The 17,403-nt window shown below is 67.5% G+C and carries 22 protein-coding genes; 16 read left to right on the top strand and 6 right to left on the bottom strand.

Translation table 11 applies throughout. The features are described from left to right. Window position 1: 1 nt before the first annotated feature. From PKE85_RS16585 to PKE85_RS16640, 12 genes are all read left to right on the top strand, one after another. Window positions 2-442, top strand: a complete 441-nt coding sequence (locus PKE85_RS16585) for a hypothetical protein (protein WP_271205874.1) — start codon at window positions 2-4, stop codon at window positions 440-442. Next, window positions 442-2,565, top strand: a complete 2,124-nt coding sequence (locus PKE85_RS16590) for a phage tail protein (RefSeq protein WP_271205875.1) — start codon at window positions 442-444, stop codon at window positions 2,563-2,565. The genes PKE85_RS16585 and PKE85_RS16590 overlap by 1 nt, the downstream gene beginning before the upstream one ends. A gap of 66 nt (window positions 2,566-2,631) precedes the next feature. Continuing rightward, window positions 2,632-5,682, top strand: a complete 3,051-nt coding sequence (locus PKE85_RS16595) for a hypothetical protein (protein WP_271205876.1) — start codon at window positions 2,632-2,634, stop codon at window positions 5,680-5,682. Window positions 5,683-5,755: 73 nt separating this feature from the next. Next, complete coding sequence (locus tag PKE85_RS16600; protein ID WP_271205877.1) at window positions 5,756-6,490, top strand: hypothetical protein; 735 nt, start codon at window positions 5,756-5,758, stop codon at window positions 6,488-6,490. A gap of 10 nt (window positions 6,491-6,500) precedes the next feature. After that, complete coding sequence (locus PKE85_RS16605; protein ID WP_271205878.1) at window positions 6,501-8,099, top strand: hypothetical protein; 1,599 nt, start codon at window positions 6,501-6,503, stop codon at window positions 8,097-8,099. Next, window positions 8,096-8,845, top strand: coding sequence for a hypothetical protein (locus tag PKE85_RS16610; protein WP_271205879.1), 750 nt, complete (start codon window positions 8,096-8,098; stop codon window positions 8,843-8,845). Before PKE85_RS16605 ends, PKE85_RS16610 begins: the two co-directional genes overlap by 4 nt. Before the next feature lie 71 nt (window positions 8,846-8,916). Continuing rightward, window positions 8,917-9,642, top strand: a complete 726-nt coding sequence (locus tag PKE85_RS16615) for a hypothetical protein (protein WP_271205880.1) — start codon at window positions 8,917-8,919, stop codon at window positions 9,640-9,642. Window positions 9,643-9,730: 88 nt separating this feature from the next. Next, entirely contained in the window at window positions 9,731-10,069 is a 339-nt protein-coding gene (locus tag PKE85_RS16620; protein ID WP_271205881.1) for a DUF3307 domain-containing protein, read from the top strand. Window positions 10,070-10,084: 15 nt separating this feature from the next. Next, the gene (locus PKE85_RS16625; protein WP_271205882.1) at window positions 10,085-10,483 is read left to right on the top strand and encodes a hypothetical protein; all 399 of its coding nucleotides are present in this window, start codon (window positions 10,085-10,087) and stop codon (window positions 10,481-10,483) included. A gap of 10 nt (window positions 10,484-10,493) precedes the next feature. Next, a complete protein-coding gene (locus PKE85_RS16630) occupies window positions 10,494-10,769 on the top strand; it encodes a hypothetical protein (protein WP_271205883.1) in 276 nt (91 codons plus the stop codon). Window positions 10,770-10,783: 14 nt separating this feature from the next. Next, window positions 10,784-10,978 carry a hypothetical protein gene (locus tag PKE85_RS16635; protein WP_271205884.1) on the top strand — a complete coding sequence of 65 codons (195 nt, stop codon included), beginning with the start codon at window positions 10,784-10,786 and terminating at the stop codon, window positions 10,976-10,978. After that, entirely contained in the window at window positions 10,975-11,466 is a 492-nt protein-coding gene (locus PKE85_RS16640; RefSeq protein WP_271205885.1) for a hypothetical protein, read from the top strand. Before PKE85_RS16635 ends, PKE85_RS16640 begins: the two co-directional genes overlap by 4 nt. A gap of 136 nt (window positions 11,467-11,602) precedes the next feature. Here PKE85_RS16640 and PKE85_RS16645 read toward each other — a convergent pair whose 3' ends face one another. The 4 genes from PKE85_RS16645 to PKE85_RS16660 all read right to left on the bottom strand — a co-directional run bounded on the left by PKE85_RS16645 (window position 11,603) and on the right by PKE85_RS16660 (window position 14,666). Beyond that, the gene (locus PKE85_RS16645) at window positions 11,603-11,875 is read right to left on the bottom strand and encodes a hypothetical protein (protein ID WP_271205886.1); all 273 of its coding nucleotides are present in this window, start codon (window positions 11,873-11,875) and stop codon (window positions 11,603-11,605) included. A 579-nt stretch (window positions 11,876-12,454) separates the two neighbouring features. Beyond that, the gene (locus tag PKE85_RS16650; protein WP_271205887.1) at window positions 12,455-12,763 is read right to left on the bottom strand and encodes a hypothetical protein; all 309 of its coding nucleotides are present in this window, start codon (window positions 12,761-12,763) and stop codon (window positions 12,455-12,457) included. A 28-nt stretch (window positions 12,764-12,791) separates the two neighbouring features. Beyond that, entirely contained in the window at window positions 12,792-13,157 is a 366-nt protein-coding gene (locus PKE85_RS16655; RefSeq protein ID WP_271205888.1) for a hypothetical protein, read from the bottom strand. 180 nt (window positions 13,158-13,337) lie between these two features. After that, window positions 13,338-14,666, bottom strand: coding sequence for an ISL3 family transposase (locus tag PKE85_RS16660; RefSeq protein ID WP_271206090.1), 1,329 nt, complete (start codon window positions 14,664-14,666; stop codon window positions 13,338-13,340). On the opposite strand from PKE85_RS16660, the gene PKE85_RS16665 reads away from it, so the two are divergent. From PKE85_RS16665 to PKE85_RS16680, 4 genes are all read left to right on the top strand, one after another. Further along, window positions 14,620-15,366: a hypothetical protein gene (locus tag PKE85_RS16665; protein ID WP_271205889.1), complete on the top strand. Its 747-nt coding sequence runs from the start codon at window positions 14,620-14,622 to the stop codon at window positions 15,364-15,366. The two genes, PKE85_RS16660 and PKE85_RS16665, sit on opposite strands and share 47 nt — an antisense overlap. Next, complete coding sequence (locus PKE85_RS16670) at window positions 15,366-16,031, top strand: hypothetical protein (RefSeq protein ID WP_271205890.1); 666 nt, start codon at window positions 15,366-15,368, stop codon at window positions 16,029-16,031. Before PKE85_RS16665 ends, PKE85_RS16670 begins: the two co-directional genes overlap by 1 nt. 182 nt (window positions 16,032-16,213) lie before the next feature. Then, the gene (locus tag PKE85_RS16675) at window positions 16,214-16,459 is read left to right on the top strand and encodes a hypothetical protein (RefSeq protein ID WP_271205891.1); all 246 of its coding nucleotides are present in this window, start codon (window positions 16,214-16,216) and stop codon (window positions 16,457-16,459) included. Beyond that, on the top strand, window positions 16,456-16,710 hold the full coding sequence (locus PKE85_RS16680) for a hypothetical protein (RefSeq protein WP_271205892.1): 255 nt from the start codon (window positions 16,456-16,458) through the stop codon (window positions 16,708-16,710). The genes PKE85_RS16675 and PKE85_RS16680 overlap by 4 nt, the downstream gene beginning before the upstream one ends. 37 nt (window positions 16,711-16,747) lie before the next feature. On the opposite strand, the gene PKE85_RS16685 is transcribed toward PKE85_RS16680, so the two are convergent. After that, window positions 16,748-17,161: a thermonuclease family protein gene (locus PKE85_RS16685; protein ID WP_271205893.1), complete on the bottom strand. Its 414-nt coding sequence runs from the start codon at window positions 17,159-17,161 to the stop codon at window positions 16,748-16,750. Further along, the gene (locus tag PKE85_RS16690) at window positions 17,158-17,400 is read right to left on the bottom strand and encodes a hypothetical protein (RefSeq protein WP_271205894.1); all 243 of its coding nucleotides are present in this window, start codon (window positions 17,398-17,400) and stop codon (window positions 17,158-17,160) included. Before PKE85_RS16690 ends, PKE85_RS16685 begins: the two co-directional genes overlap by 4 nt. Window positions 17,401-17,403: the final 3 nt, after the last annotated feature.

Here is a 17,403-nt window from a genome sequence, read left to right on the forward strand (position 1 = left end):
CATGATCCATTCCGACCGTGCGGAACGCCTCGCCGAATATCTCGCCGGGGTGGGCGCCGACGCGCGCTTCTGGCCGAACGACCACTGCCTGCTCTATCTCGCGCGCTGGGCCGGCATCGTCCGACCGGACTTCGACGCCTCGGTCTATGAGTGCCGCGTCGCGGGCCGTGTGTCGGCGCACAGGCTGCTGCTGGCGTCGGGCGGCGTGGAGCCGCTGCTGAACGCGCAGGCGACGGCCGCAGGTTTCGAGCGCGTGGACGCGGCGGGCGCGGGGCTCGGCGCCATCGGACTGATCCGCGTGCCGCGCGTCGAGCGGCCCGGCCACATGACCTTCGGCTGCATCCGCACCCCGCGGCGATGGGCGATCCGTAGCCATGACGGCGTGGTCTCGCTCTCCGCGGACACGATCAAGGTGCAGCCCCACATGGTCTGGAACGTCTGATGCCGGCGGCGATCGGGGCGGCCATCTTCGCCATCGGCGGGACGGCGGGCGCGACGCTTGGCGCGACCACGATCGCGGGCGCGACGCTGTCATCCATCGTCGGCAACGTGGTGCTGTCCGGCGTGCTGCTCGGAGCGCAACTGCTGCTGGCGCCCAAGCCCGACCTGCCGAAGCAGGACGGGAACCTTATGCTCAAGCAGGGCATCCCGCCCGCCATCTACGGCTATGGCCGCTGCCGCATCACCGGCGCCTACATGGCCTACGAGCTGAAGGGCTCGACCAGCCACGACGTGATCGCAATCCATCAGGGGCGGATCGACGCCTTCGAACGGTTCTGGCTGCACGAGGACCCGGTGTCGTTCCGCGACGGCGACGACGGGTGGGTCAAGTCGTACAAGGGCCGCTACGCCGGCTCGGGCGTCGTCAAGATCCACTGGCGGTTGGGCGACGTCCCCGAGACGCCTTACGCCGACATGGTGGCGGCCTTCGGCGCCGCCGACATCTGGACCGAGAGCCATCGCCTCGACGGCATCGCGTCCGCGCACCTGTCGTGCGAGAGCCCGTCCGCCAAGGTCGTCGCCAAGCGCTACCCGTTCGGCCTGCCGCAGCTTTCCGCGGTCGGACGATGGCGGCGCGTCTGGGACCCGCGCGATCCGGCGCAGATCGAGACCGATCCTGCGACGTGGAGGTGGAGCCGCAACCCGGCGGTGATGCTGCTGGATTACCTGACGAAGCACCCGGCCGGTTTCGGTCTGCCGACAGCCTCCGTCTTCGCGCCGACCATCGCCTGGTGGCTCGCCGCCATGAACCGCTGCGACGAGGATGTGGCGCGCAAGGACGGGACGACGGAACCGCGCTACGCCGCCGGCGGCTGGTTCGACGCGGAGACGCCGCGGGAGAAGGTGATCGGCGCGCTCCTGCGGGCCATGGACGGCATGCTGATCGGCGTCGGAGACGGCTCGTTCTTCCTCTACGCCGGCGACTACCAGACCCCGGCGCTCGTGCTCGACGACAGCCACATCGTCGACATGGACATCCGCCGGGGCCGCAAGGCGGACGAGCGGATCAACCGGCTTCTGCCGGAGATCGCCTCGCCGGACCACGGCTACAACAAGGTTCAGCTCGATCCGGTCGATGGGGCCTCGGTCGACGAAGGCGCGCCGATCGTCTCGCGCCCGGTCGCCGCCGAATGGGTGACGTCCTACGCGCAGGGCTATCGCCTCGCCGACATCGAGATGGACCGGGCGACCGCGAAGGTGCGCGGGCGATTGCTGGTCAACAGCTACGGCGAGAACCTGTCGGGGCGGCGGTATTTCATGCTCAACAGCATGGAGAGCGTCGATACCCGCGGCCTGCCTTGTGAGGTCGTGGATTTTCGGGACAACAGCCTGAAGAACGGCACCTACGAGGTGGAGTTCGTCTCGGTCAGCCCGGACCGCTATAGCCGGTGGGTCGCGGCGATGGAGGGCCGCCGGCCGGCGATCACGGCGGACACCGAGGACGATGACATTCCGGTCCCGCCGCTGCCGACGCTGTCAGTGGTGCGAGAGACGGTGGGCGGCGTGACGGTGGCGAAGATCAGCGCCACCAACCCGCCCGTGGAGGGCTGGCCGAACCTCACGCTGTCGGGCCGATTCCGAAAGGTCGGAACCTCGTCCTGGCGCACCATGACAGCACCGAACGACACCGAACTCCGCACGCTTTCCGACGCTGTCGAGGACGCCGTCTACGAGGTCCAGACCGCCTATGGCGAGGCGGACGATTCCGACACCGGCGACTGGTCACCGATCGAGACCATCACCGTCGTCTCCGACAACGCGGCCCCGCTCGCGCCGGTCTCCATTGCCGCCGTCGACCTCGACGACCGCGCCTCGGTAACGGCGGCCGCCTCAGAGAGCGCCAACAACCGAACCCTGCGCATCTGGCGCGCGGGCTTGGGCGGCAGCTTCGGGGCCGCAACCGACGTCTCCGGGCCGCTGGCAATCACCGCCGGCGCCACGCGGACCTGGATCGACACGACCGTCTCGCCGGCCGCGACCTACCGCTATTGGGCCACGTCCGAAAACGCTTCCGGCGTGCGATCCGGCCCGACCGGCCCCGCCGAAGTCACCATCCCCGCCTGACGGCCGCCGCCGTCCCTGACCTGCCCGAGGCTCGCGCGATGCGGGCCTTTTTCTGTTGGAGCCGACATGGCGAGCATCCTTGATCTGGCCCGAACCGCCTATCGCAATTACGAGGTGGACGGGCTGCCGTCCACGTCCGAACACGAACCCGAGAAGTCCGAGATCATCTCGATTTTCGCGGCCGTCTACGCGGCTCTGGCGGCGATCGGGATCAGCGGCGCGGTGTCGGTGGCGAAGGCGACGCGAGCGAGCCTCTACGCGGACCTCGCCTATCCGGCCGGCGCTCTGGCGATCGTGCATTCGGACGCCGCCGCGGCGCTGAACGGCGTCTACAAAAAGGCGGGCGCTTCGGGCTCGGGCTCCTGGTCGCTGGTGTTCCAGCTCGACGTGGCCGCGCTCGCGCAGTTGAGCGCGCTGCAGAGCGAGGTGGACGCGCAGGCTGGGCAGATCGCGACCGTCGCGGCGGAAAGCGCAGCCAGCAAGATCCGGCTCGACACGCTTCTCGCGGGCGCTCCGGCCACTCGCGACACGCTGGCCGAACTGAGCACGGCGATCGATGCTGTGCGCGACGACCTCAAGGGCGGCGTGCCTGCCACTCGAGACACGCTCGCCAAGCTCTCGTCCGCGCTGGACAGCGCCGTCACCACTCTCGGCGCAAGCATTTCTGCCGGCGACGCCGGAATCGTCGGTGCGGCGACGAGCGCTGGGAACACGCTCGGCAAGCTGGAGGCCCTGATCGGCGCGACGCGCGGTGCGGTGGACGCGATCCTCGCAGGCGCGCCGAGCGCGCTGGACACGTTCGCGGAGGTGTCGGCTGCGCTGGACGCGATCGGCGTGGCGCTCGCCGCCGAAGCCGACGCCCGCTCCGCCGCGGACACGACGCTGGACGGCAAGATCGAGAACGCGCTTGCGGGCCTCGCCGCCATCACCGATCTGGTCGGGCAGGCCTACGAGCGGCCGGGCGACGCGCGCCGGCTGTTCTCGTCGGCGCTCACCGGCCCGGCTCTGGCGCGCGCTCCGATCGCCGCCGGCGTCATCGCGGTCAGCTCCGCGCTGGGCTCGGTGCTGCGCATCCGCGGCGAGGACACGGACCCCGGCGCCGGCTATCTCGACATCGCGCGCCGCATCGACTTCGCGATCGAGCAGGGCCGGACCTACCTCGTCCGGGCCGTCTTCGCCCGCTCCGCAGACCCGACCGACCCCGAACAGAACGCGGTGGAGCTGCGCTGGCAGAACCTCAACGCGAACAAGGCCCACGTCAGCAACGTGCGGCTGGGCGCGGCCTATGCGCCGACCGTGGCCGCCGGGCCGGTCATCGCCTCGGCCCTGATCGGCAAGGCTGGCGCGCCGGGCGATCTCTCCTACACCATCCCGGCGACCGCGCTCTACGGCGTCCCGCTCGTCCGGGTCTACGGCAACGGTCAGCAGACCGACATCGCGGCGATCCATATTGACGACGTCACCGACGATGCGGCTGGCGGCGTAGACCTCGGGGCCATTACTGCGCGGGTCGCCGCGCTTGAGGCGGCCGATGCCGCTCTTGCGGGCCGCGCGACGGCCGTGGAGGGGCGGGCTTCTGCGCTGGAAGCCGGGCTGGCGGCGGAGGCGACGACCCGCAGCGACGCGGATACGACCCTTGCCACCCGCGCCACCACACTGGAGGGCCGCGCAACCGCGCTGGAGGGGCGTGCGACCGAGGTGGAGACGCGCACCGGCGTTGTCGGCACGTACGACGTGCCCGGGATGCGGATCATCTCGGTGGTCAAGGCGGCCGGCGGCATGTGCATCTGGTCGGCGGGCCTGAAGGACGACCTGAGCCGCCTTGGCGACATGCACTTCGTGGCGCGCGTGCCGGGCGTGGCGGTGGCCGTGTTCAAGGACCCGTGGCAGTTCACCGCGGCGCTGCGCACGGACCTGACGCGCATCGGCGGGTCGGACGGCGCGGAGCAGGCTGAGGCGATCCCGTTCGCGAGCGGCGCGACGCGGGCGCTCTGCACGCGGGTGATGGCGGAACAGTCCTACTACGACAGCCCGACCGGGCCGAAAACCTGCCGCATGGCGGCGGCGTTCGGCGACGGCGCGATCGAGCTGGAGTTCATCTTCAGTTCGTGGCGCTGGGACGACGACGTGGTGGCCTCCGCCTACACGACCCGGGCCGCGTTCGAGTTCGGTGGCGCGCTCTATCCCGTCACTTTCGCCGGCGCCGACGCGGTGCTGATCGAGCCGGAACAGACGGTCATCTCCGACAAGCTGTTCGTCTCGGTCCCAGTGGGCGCGACGGGCTACAACGTTGAGGAGCGCACGCTGCTGTCGGCGGGCGGACGCTGGGGACGCCATCTCCCGGCCGATCTGGCGCAAGGTGATGGCGTGATGGCTGGCGCTCACGCCCGCACGGCGCCCGCCGACCGGCCCGCGCTCGCCGCGGAGCGCATGTTCGGCCCGGTGGCGGTACGCGGCCGCACGAAGCGCGTGGCGGCGAAGCCCTCGGTTTTTGTCCGCGGTTCGTCGTCCTACGTGGACAACGGCTATGCGCCGATGGCGCTGGCGGCGCTCGGCATCAATGCGCCGAACGGCTCCCAGCAGGGCCGCAAGCTCGCGGACTGGCTCGCCGACCATGAGGAGCTTCTGGCGCAGGAGCGTCGTTCGGGCGCGACCGACGTCATGTTCGGCCTCGGCTCCAACGACCTGCAGGCTGGCGCCACGCTGGAGCAGATGATGATCTGGACCCGCGCGGTGCTCGACATCTACGCCACCGCCGCCCTTGGCGTGGTTCTCGCCACCCAGACGCCGCGCGTCACCGGCTCCTTCACCAGCAAGGACGGTCAGGTTCTGGGGGCCGGCGCCGACACCCGGCTCGCCTATTCGGCGGCGCTGCGCACGCTTTCGCATCCGGCGCTCCGCGGCGTCATCGACCCGGAGATGGCGTTGGGCGACCCGACCGATCGGCGCTACTGGCGCACGGACGGCGGGCAGGCCCGCACCTCGGACGGCACGCACACCACGACGCTCGGGACCACCGAGGCGGCGACGTTCATCAAGCCGCAGTTCGCTGCGATCTTCGGTCTCGACCGCCCGCTCTACGACGAGTTCGTGGCGCTGCTCGGCGTCGCCGCCTGATCCTTCGACTTCTACCGATCCCGCCCTGACAGCCCGCCTTCGCGCGGGCCTTTTTGCGTTGGAGCCCCGCACGATGGCGCGAACCTTTGGACTGATGAACGGCGACCCGAACGCCGCGCCGCTCGGCGTCGCGCTGCCGCACATGGACGGGCTGGCTCTGTTCCACAACTTCCTCGAGCCGGACCCGGCAAAGGCCCTGGTGAACCTCGCCGACTTCGACAACGACGAGCGGGTGCTCCCCGAAGTGGTTGGCGACGTGGCGTTTTCGGCGGGCGGCGTCACGGTGGACGCGGCGGCCGGTCAGCGTCTTCGGACCACGATCCGGCCGACGCCCGCCCGCACCACCATCGCCGTGATCTGGACGCCGGCGCCGGCCGTGGGCACCTCGCGCGTGCTCTCCAACCGTATCCCGACCGGTGGCGGCGACGGGCTGCAGGTGGAGGCCGGCGGACAGCTCAACATGACAGGCGTCTATGTGGGCGGCATCGACACGGCAGGCTCCGCCTCGGGATTTGTCACGCGCGGCAAATGGCGCACCGTCGCCGGCGTGATCCGGCCGGGCGTCGGGCGCAAGGTGTTCAATTTCCAGTCGGGACAGAGCGCGGCGACGGCCAACACGACCGAGCGAGCGGTGACCGATGCGCCGGCGTTCGCGCTCGGCTCCACGCCGACCAACGCGGCGGCAGCCGACACGGTGCGGGAGGCGCTGGTCGGCGAGTTCGCGACCGATCTCACCGACGCGCAGATCATCGAGAACATGGCGGCGTTCACGCTGTTCGCCCTGTTCTACGGCGTCGATTTTTCGTGAGGGGGCGGACATGACGGATCGGGACAACGCCACGCGAGGCGATCTCTCCAAGGTCTATGCGGACAGCCGCGCGCGCACCGACGCGCTCGACGAAAAGCTCGGCGCAAGGCCTGCGACCGAACCCTCATTCGCCGTGCGTGACCAGGCCGGCGGGGTGCTCGTCTCTGTCACGCGAGACGACATCCATCATCCAGTCATCCGCGGCCTCAGCGCCCGCGCCGACGCCGCAGAGCCCGCGGCTCGCGCGGTGCGCGAGGGCTTCAGCGACGGCGCCTTCGCCATCGGCGACGAGGTTGGTCACCTCGCATTCAGCGGCGATGCGCTGGAGCTTCGCCACGCTCACATTCGCCGCATCGACGGGCGCCTCGCCGCGCTGGAGGCCGGCGGAGGCGGGTCCGGCGATGGCTGGCGCAGCGCGGCGACGCTGGCTGAGCTGCTGCACTTCATGTCGCTCGGTCAGTCGCTGTCCACGGGCTACAGGTCGACGCCGGTCCTGTCCTCCGCCGCTCTTACCGGCGCCTACCGCTTCGTCGGCGGCGTCCGCCCACAGGAGGGGACGACGACTTCGGCCAATGACGAGAGCGACGACGCGGCCAACTACGCGTCTCTCGTGGGGCTGAACGAGGTCCTAACGCCGCACGATGGGCTGCGCGGCGAGACGCCTTGCTACGGACTGGCGCAAATGCTCAAGCAGCTTCTGGCCGATGAGGATGGGATTGACCTCGAGGCCGGAACCGAGCTGCTGCTGTCGGCGCCCGGCCAAGGCTGGTCGACCGTGCAGGAGCTGTCCAGCGGCTTCCGCTGGGACCGCATCCCGCGCAACATCTCCAACGGCTCCGCACGCGCCGGCGACGGCGGGAAATCCTACGCTCTCTCCGGCATCGCCTGGACGCAAGGCGAAAATGATTATCTCGGCGGCACGGCCCGCGCGGCCTACCGCCAGAGCGTGATCGCCTATCTGGCGCAGGTGCGCGCGGCGGCCTTCGCGGCGACGGGCGTCGACCGGCCGATCCCGATGCTGCTGGCTCAGACCGCGACCCATCTGGACGCGGGCCGGGCCACGCCAACGATCGCGCTGGCGCAGCTCGACCTGGCCTCCGAAGAGATGATCGGCTTCGCCACGCCGCTGTACTTCATGGCGCAGGCCGATGACCTGCACATCACCAACGCGTCGTCGAAGTGGCTTGGGGCCTATTACGGCCTCGGCTTCAAGCGCTGGCTGTTCGACGGCGAGAAGCCGAGGCCGCTGACGATCGAGAGCGCGCAGGCTTATGGCTCAATCGCCATCGCCCATCTCCCGTCCGCCGTCGGCGGCCTGACGCTGGACGTCACCACGGTCCCGGCTCAGCCGCAGAACGGCTTCACCGTCGTCGACAGCGGCGGCGCCAACGTGCCCGTGGCCCTCGAACTGATCAGCCGGGACCGCATCAAGTTCACCGCCGCCGTCCCGCTCGCCGGCTGCACGCTGCGCTACGCGTGGGCTGGCAGCGCCACCAAGGGGCTCGGCAACGTCAGGGACAACGCGGGCGCCTCGCTCATCTTCGATCCGGCCGGGATCAACCAGCCGATGCACCGCTGGCTCCCCATCTGTGAGGTTCCTTTCGAATGAAAACGCTCGTTCTCACCGTCCCGGACAGCGGCGCCAGTTTCGCGGGCGCCGGCAACGGCTCGATCCCAACGCTCGAAACCGGGCCGACCGCGTTCGCCGCATACTTCTTCGGCTCCGACTTCCTGGACGTTTCGGGCCGGCCCACCGAAATGATCGCCGGCCGCAACGTCATTGTGTCGGGCGATCCGACGCTCAGCGCGCGTCATGCTCGACTTGATCGTCTGAACTGCTATCGGACGGAGTGGACGGCCACCGAGCTTATCGCGGCCGGCGACGGCTCTGGCTACACGCTGATCGCCATGGCGCGGGCTGAGGCGGCGAGCAACTTCCCGCTCATCTCCAACTTCGTCAACTCGTCGACGCCTTACGGCCAGGTGATCGCCCACGCCAGCGCGCTCGCGCGCGGCTATTCCGGCGTCCCCGCCCAAAGCGTCGACGTCGCCGCCTCGGATCCCGGTCGCGGGGCGCGCTGGGGCGCCTACGCGGTGACCGTCACCAACACCCGCGTGACGATCTACGAGCGGCACGCGGGCTCGGAGATGATCTCTGCACTGGTGGCGTTCAGCTCGCGCGCGATCGGGTCGGCGAACGGCTTCCGCATGGGCGGGCACTATCTCGCCGACTTCGCAGGCGCCGGCGACATGGCCCACGCGGCCTTCCACTCCGCGCCGCTGACCGCCGCCCAGGTTGCGAGCGAGTTCGACGCTCTGCGCGACTATTACGCGCTGATCGGGATGGCTGTGTGAGCCATCGCTCTTCCGAAGCCTGACCGTCCCGGCCCGCCTCGAGCGGGCTTTTTCATTTCAGGAGAGACGATATGGACGCAGCCGCATTCTTCGCGGCCGTGCGGGCGCAGCCGTTTGGAGGCACGCTCCCGCAGAAGGCCGTGGATGGCCTGACCGCCATCCTCAAGGGCTGGAGCCTGTTCGGCGACGGCGACCTGCGCAAGCTCGCCTACATCCTCGCCACGGCCTTCCACGAGGCGGACCGCTTCCGCACCATGGAGGAATACGCCTCGGGCGCGGCCTACGAGGGCCGGAAGGATCTGGGCAACACGCAAACGGGCGACGGCAAGCGGTTCAAGGGCCGCGGCTTCGTGCAGATCACGGGCCGCCGCAACTATGCGGACTGGTCGGAGCGCACCGGGTACGACCTCGTCCGGCTCCCCGAGATGGCGGCGGAACCCGCGCTCGCGGCCCGCATCCTCGTGGAAGGCTCGCTGCTCGGGACCTTCACCGGCAAGAAGCTCGGCGACTACATCACCGCCGCCAAGGCCGACTACACGAGCGCGCGTCGGGTGATCAACGGCACGGACAAGGCGGCGCTGATCGCCGGCTATGCGGCGAAGTTCGAGGCCGCTCTGAAGGCGGCGGGCTATGGCGTCGCGCCGGCCCCGCTGCCCGACATCCTCGACGGCGCGAAGCCCGAGCCCACCCCCGAGCCTGACGACCGCGCCGCCCGGCTGGCGGAGTTCGACGCGGCCTTCGCCGCAGCGAACGAGGCGTTCGTGACCCTGCGGCTGGCGCGGGAGAGGCTGCTGTGAGCCCGCCCGACGATCCCGAACCCTACGAGCCGCCGCTTCCGCCCGTGCCGGGCGCGGACGACGGCGCGGACGCGTGATGGAGGCGGCCATGAACCTGCTCGCCATCCTCGGGCTGCTGCTCGCCGCCCACGCGCTCTGCGACTACCCGCTGCAGGGCGACTGGCTCAGCCGAGCCAAGAACCACACGCTCAACCTCGTGCCGGGCGAAGCGATCTGGCCCGGCGCGCTCGCCGCGCACGCAGCGATCCACGGCGCCGCTGTCGGGCTCATCACGGGCTCGCACTGGCTGGGCCTCGCGGAGACCGTCGCCCACGCGGCCATCGACTACGCCAAGTGCGACGGCCGCCTTTCCTACAACGCAGATCAGGCGCTGCACGTCGCCTGCAAGCTGGCCTGGGTGGCGCTGCTCGCCGCCGGGTTGGCGTGATCGGACCCCACCCCCATGGACATCCTCTCCGAAATCTGGGCCGGCCTTCGGCCTCACGTCGTCGAGACCGCGGTCGTCATCGGCGCGGCCGCGATGGCCTTCGCCGCAGCCAAGGCGCTCGAAGCGCTGAAGACCATCAAGGATCGCGAGCTGGCGCTCTCGCTCTACCGCACGATCGAGAACGGCCTGAAGGCGATCATCGCCCGCCGCGCGCTCGCCGGCGCCGACCTCGGGCCGGCCACCACCGGCGCGATCGTCCGCGAGGTGATCGACTTCGCGAAGGACAACAACCCGGCGGCGGTGACGAAGCTCGGGCAGTCCGACGACGCGCTGCACGAGAAGGTGCTGGCCCGCCTGCCGGAGGCCAAGGCCGCCGTCGTGGAGGCGGCTGCGAAGCTCGCCGACGCGAAGTGAGGCGACGTGCGTGTCCGAGGTCCTGACGGCCGTACAGAGCTTCCTCGCGTTCCTGTTCAAGGAGCTTGGCCCGGCGGGCGGCCTGCTCGCCGGGTTCTGCGGATTCCTCGTGTGGAGGCTCTGGCGGGCGGACAACCGCATCGACGAGTTGACCGACAAGCTCCTCGCGGTCGGCGACAAGGCCACCGACAAGGTGACCGAACTCGCCGGCGAACGTCGATCCTCGGACAGCAAGCTCGCGAAGGCGCTGGAAGACATCACCACCCAGATCAGAAGCGGGCGGTAACGATGAGGTGGATCATGCAGGTGGTCAGCCGCGTCTGGGCGAAAGCCACACTCCGATCCGACCGGCGCGCCGCCGGGGCGCTGCGGTTCGCGGACGCCAAACTGGCTGAAATCGACAGGATCGCGGGAGAGGCGACGCCGGGCTCTGAACGGCTGCGGCGCGCTCTCGACCATCTCGGCGTGGCGTTGCATGGCAGGGGGGGGCGATGACCGTCGAATGGACCTATTGGCTGTATGCGGCGATCCAGTCGCTGCTTCTGCAGGTGTGCGCGATCTCCTGCGTCGTGTTCGCGGTCTGGAGCTGGGAGACGCGCCGGCTCCGGCCGCGGCCGGAGCTGTGGCCGATCCTGCCGCTCTCGATCTTCACGCATGCGGCCATCGCCGTGCTGGCCGTGCGATGGATCTACCCGCGGGCGATTGATGCGAGCTTCTCGGTTCGGATGCTCCAGATCGTCACCGAGAGCCAGTCCTACACGGCCTATGCGATGACGCAGGCGGCGCTTCTGACGGCCGTGGCGTCGAAGATGGTCCTGGTCTGGCGCGTCCGAGGCTGGTCGCGGCCGGGGCTGACGCTGCTCCTGGCTGCGATGCTGGCGGCCGCGGTCGGCGCGACCGAAGCACACCGCCGGGCCATCGGCGCCTTCTGCCAGCGGGAGCCGGCGGTCTGCGCCGCGCCGACGTGGGAGGCGCCGGGGTGATTTCACCCCGCCCACATCGCCGGCCATGCCAGTGCCAGCCCGAAGCCAAGCGCCGCGGATGCGAGCAGGACCGCCCGCCAGCCGGGCCATCTCGGGTCCGGCTCGTCGTCGCCCCAGTGGCCGCGGCCGTCGCGTTTCATTTCTGCGCGCCGGCCGGCGCTGCGGGGAGCCCGCCGCCACGGATCATATGAGCGAGCGCCATCACCGCGACGCGTCCTTGCGCGACGATGATGTTGGGCGCGAGCGTCATCTGCTTGGCGATCCGCGGGCTGTGGAACTGCTTGACCTCTATAGACAGCCCGTGGTCAGGCAGATCGAAGTCGAGGGCGCCGGCGCCAAGGTGCGTATCGTGCGGGATCACATAGCGTATGCCGGCGCTGTCCAGAGCTTCGCGGATCGCGCGCTCCATCGGGTCATCCCGAAAGTCGTTTTGGTTTCGTGTTTCATGTTGCATCTTTTCCAGGAGGGCGGCAGTATGCGTGGGCTTGCACGCAGTCAGCGTGAGCCGCCGATGCTCCGGCGTCGGTTGGCAAGGGCGAATGCCCAACAGATAAGGCCCGCGCTCCGGCGCGGGCCGCTGTGTTTTCAGGGCTCGATTCCAGCCTTGGCGCGAAACATCTCCCAAAGCGCAGGCCGCATCGCCCGCCCTTCGGGAGAGCCCACGGGCGCCTCCCAATTCTGCCACGCGCGGGAAGACGCCTGCACCAGATCGGCCGCCTGCTTCTGTGTCAGCCCGACAGCCTCTCGGGCGGCCTTGATCTGCTCAGGCGTCGGCGTGCCAGGACGGTTTCGCGTGCTGCGCTTTGGGTGGTTGACCATTGGGCCGTGGTCCCTTTTACTTGGATCGCCCGCTGGCAATCTCTGAGAACGGTGCGCGGCGGGCGCTGCTGCACGCAGTCGGTGTGACCCGCCGATGCTCCGGTGTCGGTTGGGAAGGACGATATGTCCAACAGATAAGGCCCGCGCTCCGGCGCGGGCCGTTCTGTTTTCAGGCTTCGGCGTAGCGATCCAGCCGCTCCTGCGCGTCCGGCGCAGTGAGGTCGATGCGGTCGATGATGCGGCCTTGCGCGCCAAGAGACAGCACCATCACGCTCATGTCGGCGGTCGTGTCCGCCATGATCTGGCGTCGCGGACGGGTTTTGTAGCGGCCATCACGAACGGCGAAGTTGGTCTGCCGAACAGGGCCGCTTTCGCGCCAGACGTTGCACGGACAGCCGGCCGGACGAGAGGCCATGTGGTTCATGTCGGCGATGATGTCGGCCTTGCGGGCGGCGGCGACAGTGGCGAGCGCGATCATTGTGATTTCTCCGGTGGTGGGCTGTGGATCAGGCGGCGCGAGCGAGGTCGCGCTGGCACATGTCGATCATGAGCGAGGCGTACGACTTGGTGAGCATGTCGCGGTTGATGACGTCGTAGGGGCTGCCGCCCGTCTGCTCCAGCAGGCCGGCGAGGAACCAGACCTGCTTCGAGGTCGCCGGCGTGGAGCGCCATGCGCGGTCGGCGTACATGTCGAGGGTCTTGGCGATCTCCTTGCGGGTGAGGGCCGGCTTGCGCAGCTTGGCGTAGGCCTGGCAGAGGGCGTCCTGCCAGAAGGCGCGGGCCGAGCCGCCGAGGCGCGCGGCCGCTTCACGGGCGAAGCCCCACGCCATCGCGAAGGCGCTGCGGGTCTGGGTGGAAGTGAGCTTGGTCATTTTCGCCGTCCAGCCCCTGTTCCGGCGAGGCGCCCGTATCGGCTCGCTGCCGATGTCTAGATAAGTACACACATTGAGTGTCATCGTCAACGGATTTTACGATTTTTCTTTTGTGATGGCGAAAGTTTCTTGTTCTCTTTCCGTTCTCATGGAATCCAGGGTATTCGAAAAGGATGGTGGTTAGGTCAATCCCGCCAGATCCATTTCGATGGTGGCTAGGCCGCTCTGGCGGCCTGTACTGACGTAGCGGCCGCCTTCGACCTGGCGGAAGGATTCGAAGCTCGACTGCATGGCCCGCGTCGCCTTGTCGATGTCGACGCCCCACGCTGTCGACGGCAGGGGCGGAGCCTCTCCGATGTACTGGACGGACTTGCCGGGATGCCGGTCGCGGAAGGTGCGTTTCTCCAGCGGCGACGACAGCATCAGCTTGCCGCGGATGATCGGGAACGAATAGCCGCGACCGGCGGCTTGCATCGTGTCGAGCATGCGGTTGACGCTCTCGACATAGGCCGTCGTATATCGATGGTCGAAGTAGTTGAAGACGTGCTCGTACCAGTCCCTGCCGATCGTCAGCTTGGCTTTGAACTCCTTCGCAATCGGGTCGGGCAGCGCCCGCCGCCACGTCGCATAGTCCCTCTCAGCTTCGACCCGGGTCTGGCAGTTGTAGATCTCGAAGAACCGCTCCTTCGTCCAGTAGGCGTGAGCGAGTTCGGGGTAGCGGTTCCACCACTCCCTAACGGTCGCTCGGGCTTCCCCCTCCAGATCGTTCGACCGAGTCCAGAACAACGTCTTCGACATCTTCAGGCGAACCGCGCGGCCGACGTGCTCGGAGCGGATGCCCTTGGCGACGCGGATGCGAACGGCGTCCATCGCCTCGTTGGCGCGGCGGATCACGTGGAATTTGTCGGTGACGACCGGGACGCCCTTAAAAATGTCCTGCGCCATCGTGAGGTAGGCTCGATATTGGTCGATGCAGATGACCTCGACCTTGTGTCGGTCCGGCAGATCCTCAAGATAGGCCCTAAGAGCCTCCCGGCGGTCAGGAAGGACGTTCAAAACGGTCCTCTCCTCGATGTTGCCGATGACCGCTCGGAAGTCGCCCAGGAGCTTCTTTTCGTCGATCCCGAGCACCCGCGGCGTCTCGCGTTGGACGAGCGCAACCTTCGCGTTGATGTACTCGTGGATGATGGCGCGGGCCGTGCCCTCGCTGACGTAAGCAATCCTTGCGACCTCGGAGTGGGTGTTGGATTGCTTCAGGCCCTCGCGGGCGATGAACACGTAAAGCCGATCCGTCATCCAGCGATCGGGCCGGACGTGCGGCAGGATCTCTGACAGTCCGCGGCGCCCGCAGTTCCGGCATCTACCCTTCTGAACCTGCATGCTGATCAAGACGGGACGCCCGCCATGAGGCGTGTCGTTGATGTCGCGATGCCGAACGCCGTCTTTAACGACGTCCGGGTCGGTGCAGCAGATCTGGAAGCTTGGAGCGACGGTCTCTGCATCGACCATCAGCACGACGTCGGCTTCTTGGCCGCGCCTAGTTGGACGGATCTGCTCCGTTACGTTCGTCGTCCGGATGCCAGGCAGTCCCAGAAAGTCGAAGCTTCCGCTCACGCCGTTTGATCTCTCGCTCTACAGCCTCTTGGACGAACGCTGTGCGCGTCTGTCCCTCAAGCACGCCGTCGATGCGCTCGAACGTCCCAGCCGGGAAGCGAGCGGGCATCTGCTCATGATTGACCTTTGGGCGCCCCACGGCCGCAGCATTTCTAGATATCAGGTTATGAGTCAAATCCGCCTCAAATTAGATATCAGATATTGTCCGCGTATCAGATATCAGATACGGTCGCAATCAGATATCAGTTTGGAGGTTCCGGTGAGCGCAAAAAATCTGACTTTGGCCGATGCACCTGCCAGCCTTGCGCTGCATGAAGGCCTGAACGCCCGCAGATCGGTTCAGGTCGCAGCTTTCAAGAAGTTCCAGCAGCGATCCGAATATCAGGGCGCGCTGATGGACATCGAGGCTCGTCGCAGGCGGTTCGTCGACAACGCGCTGTTCACCGCCTTTCTGGCGGGCTTTGCGGCCGGACGCGACGTGATCAAAGGCATCGCCGACGACTACATGACGAGTGAGAAACATCATCCCGACTACGTGCTGATACCTAAAGAAAAGTTTGAACAGCTTCTCTCGGCTGCAAAGGATTGCGCCTGATGGGCAATTGGCGTGCAAACGACGGAAACGCCGATCGCGCAATTTTCGATCGCGCAAAACAACGTGAGATTGATAGACTTAGAATAGAATCTGAGAATTTTCAATCCTTCTACGAAGAGCGTGCATGGCGCATGGCTTTTGCACTAGTCGAGCATTTCGAGATGCTGCAAAGCACGTTTTTAGCAGCGCAGCGCGACGCAATATACGAGTCTGACGGTCAAGCCAATTATGCTCTCTTAGCAAACGAAATCCACGATGTTTTGAAAAAGCATTTGGAAACTTACGAGGAGGCGAAGGAGTTGATCGAAAACGTAAATTCGCGGGTCATAAGCAAGAACAAGGAAACTTACGAGGGCAGCCTCGGTTGGCTCTACCACAGCCCCGACAGTGGGACGGAGTGGTCTGACCAGCATCCGGTCAGCAGTGGCGAGGTTCCGGATGCGTTGGAAATAAGACCCGCAACGGCGCAGAACTTGCGTGACGAACTTATCCGAGCTTGGGCGGCTCTGGATGAAATGTGCGCAGACTACAACGCATCTGAGGAAGCAATCGAAGATCTTCAAGCGGATTACGAGGAACTGAAATTCTGGGTTGATAACAACGACGCCCGCCCCATCGCGGAACCTAAGCGCGCCTCCAAAGCGGCTCCGCCGAGTAAGACCTAAGTCCTTCTGGAGCCGCCGTCCGGGGCTGCTGCGATACTTGACGTCTACGCAGCCCCGGCCGTCTCCGTCGCGCCCTACGAACCACCATCCCTTGCGGAATCGGCCGTCAACTCGGAACGTCGAAAACCACCAGCCGTTTCGAATACACGGAATCCATGGCCCGATCAGACCGGGAGGGCAGGATGACACGACAGGCGGAGGCCGCCGAGTCGGCCGACGAGCTATTTCGTGACGAGCGCTTGGCCGCGGAGGCGGCGGAAATCGAGGATCTGATCGCCAAGGCTCACGGTGATCCGAGGGCGGCGATCGGCGCGCTGCTGGTGCAGCTCGCGGAGGTCGAGCGGGCGCGGCTGGAGGCGGATCGAGCGGCCTCGCTGGGCTATCGCCGTGGGCTCCAGCCGGAGCGGCCGGCGGAGGCGCAGCGATGAGGCCCGACAACCTCGACGGCGCCTATCAGGTCGAACACTGGCGGCGCGGCGTGCGTGGCTATGAGGTGACCGTGCGCGCGAGTGGGATCAGCGTCGCGCGGACAGCGTTTTGGGCGGTGGTGGACCAGCGCGGGGGCTCGCTGCATGAGGGCGATCAGCTCCTGCTCAGGCACGGCGCACGGGTGATCCTGACCTATCCACCGGAGGCCAGGGTAAAGGATGGCGAGGTCGCAACCTCTCGCAGCCTTTAATCACACGCCGGCGGCGGCTGTAATGCAGCTCAGCCTTTCATTCCGGCCCGCACCACGTCGGGCGATCAGCCCGCCTGAGCGTGGGCCAAGGCTTAGCATGGCCCTCGCGGACGAGCAGCGCGCCGACGTCGCGGCCGTCAACGAACACCACAGCGACCGTCCGGCCGTAGCGGTCGGCGCCGGTGCGGCGGATCGTGACTGCGCCTGCCGCCACCAGCGCCTTGAGCCGGTCCCGCGCCGCCTCCGCGCGATAAAGCTCCAGCGGGCATTGCGCCTTGCGCAGCTCCGGCGCGTCGATGGGGCCGGCCTCCGAGCGTAGGCGGATGCGCTCGCCGTTGAGTTTCATCGTATCGCCGTCGATGACAATCAACCCGCCTTGCGTCTCGCTGGCGAGAGACAAGGCCGGGCTGACGAGCACCAAGAGCGCGGCGAGGTAAATCGAAGACCTCATCCCTTTTCCCCGTGGGCTTGTCGAATAATCGAGGCGAGGCACTCGACAATTTCTTTACGGGTGTCGTCCTCTTCAATTTCTTCAAACGACCATTTTATGCCGCGGCGGCCTCGCAAATTGGCGACGACGCCGCGCGCCGCAAAATGAGCCCAGTCGGGCGAAGGCTCGGCTTCGCCATTGTTGTCGCAGTCGTAAGGATATTTTTCGCCGTGGGTGAGGTCGCCTGATGCATCGCTCATGCT

It is taken from the genome of Methylopila jiangsuensis, from assembly GCF_027922305.1.
In the GTDB taxonomy this organism is placed as follows: Bacteria; Pseudomonadota; Alphaproteobacteria; order Rhizobiales; family Methylopilaceae; genus Methylopila; species Methylopila jiangsuensis.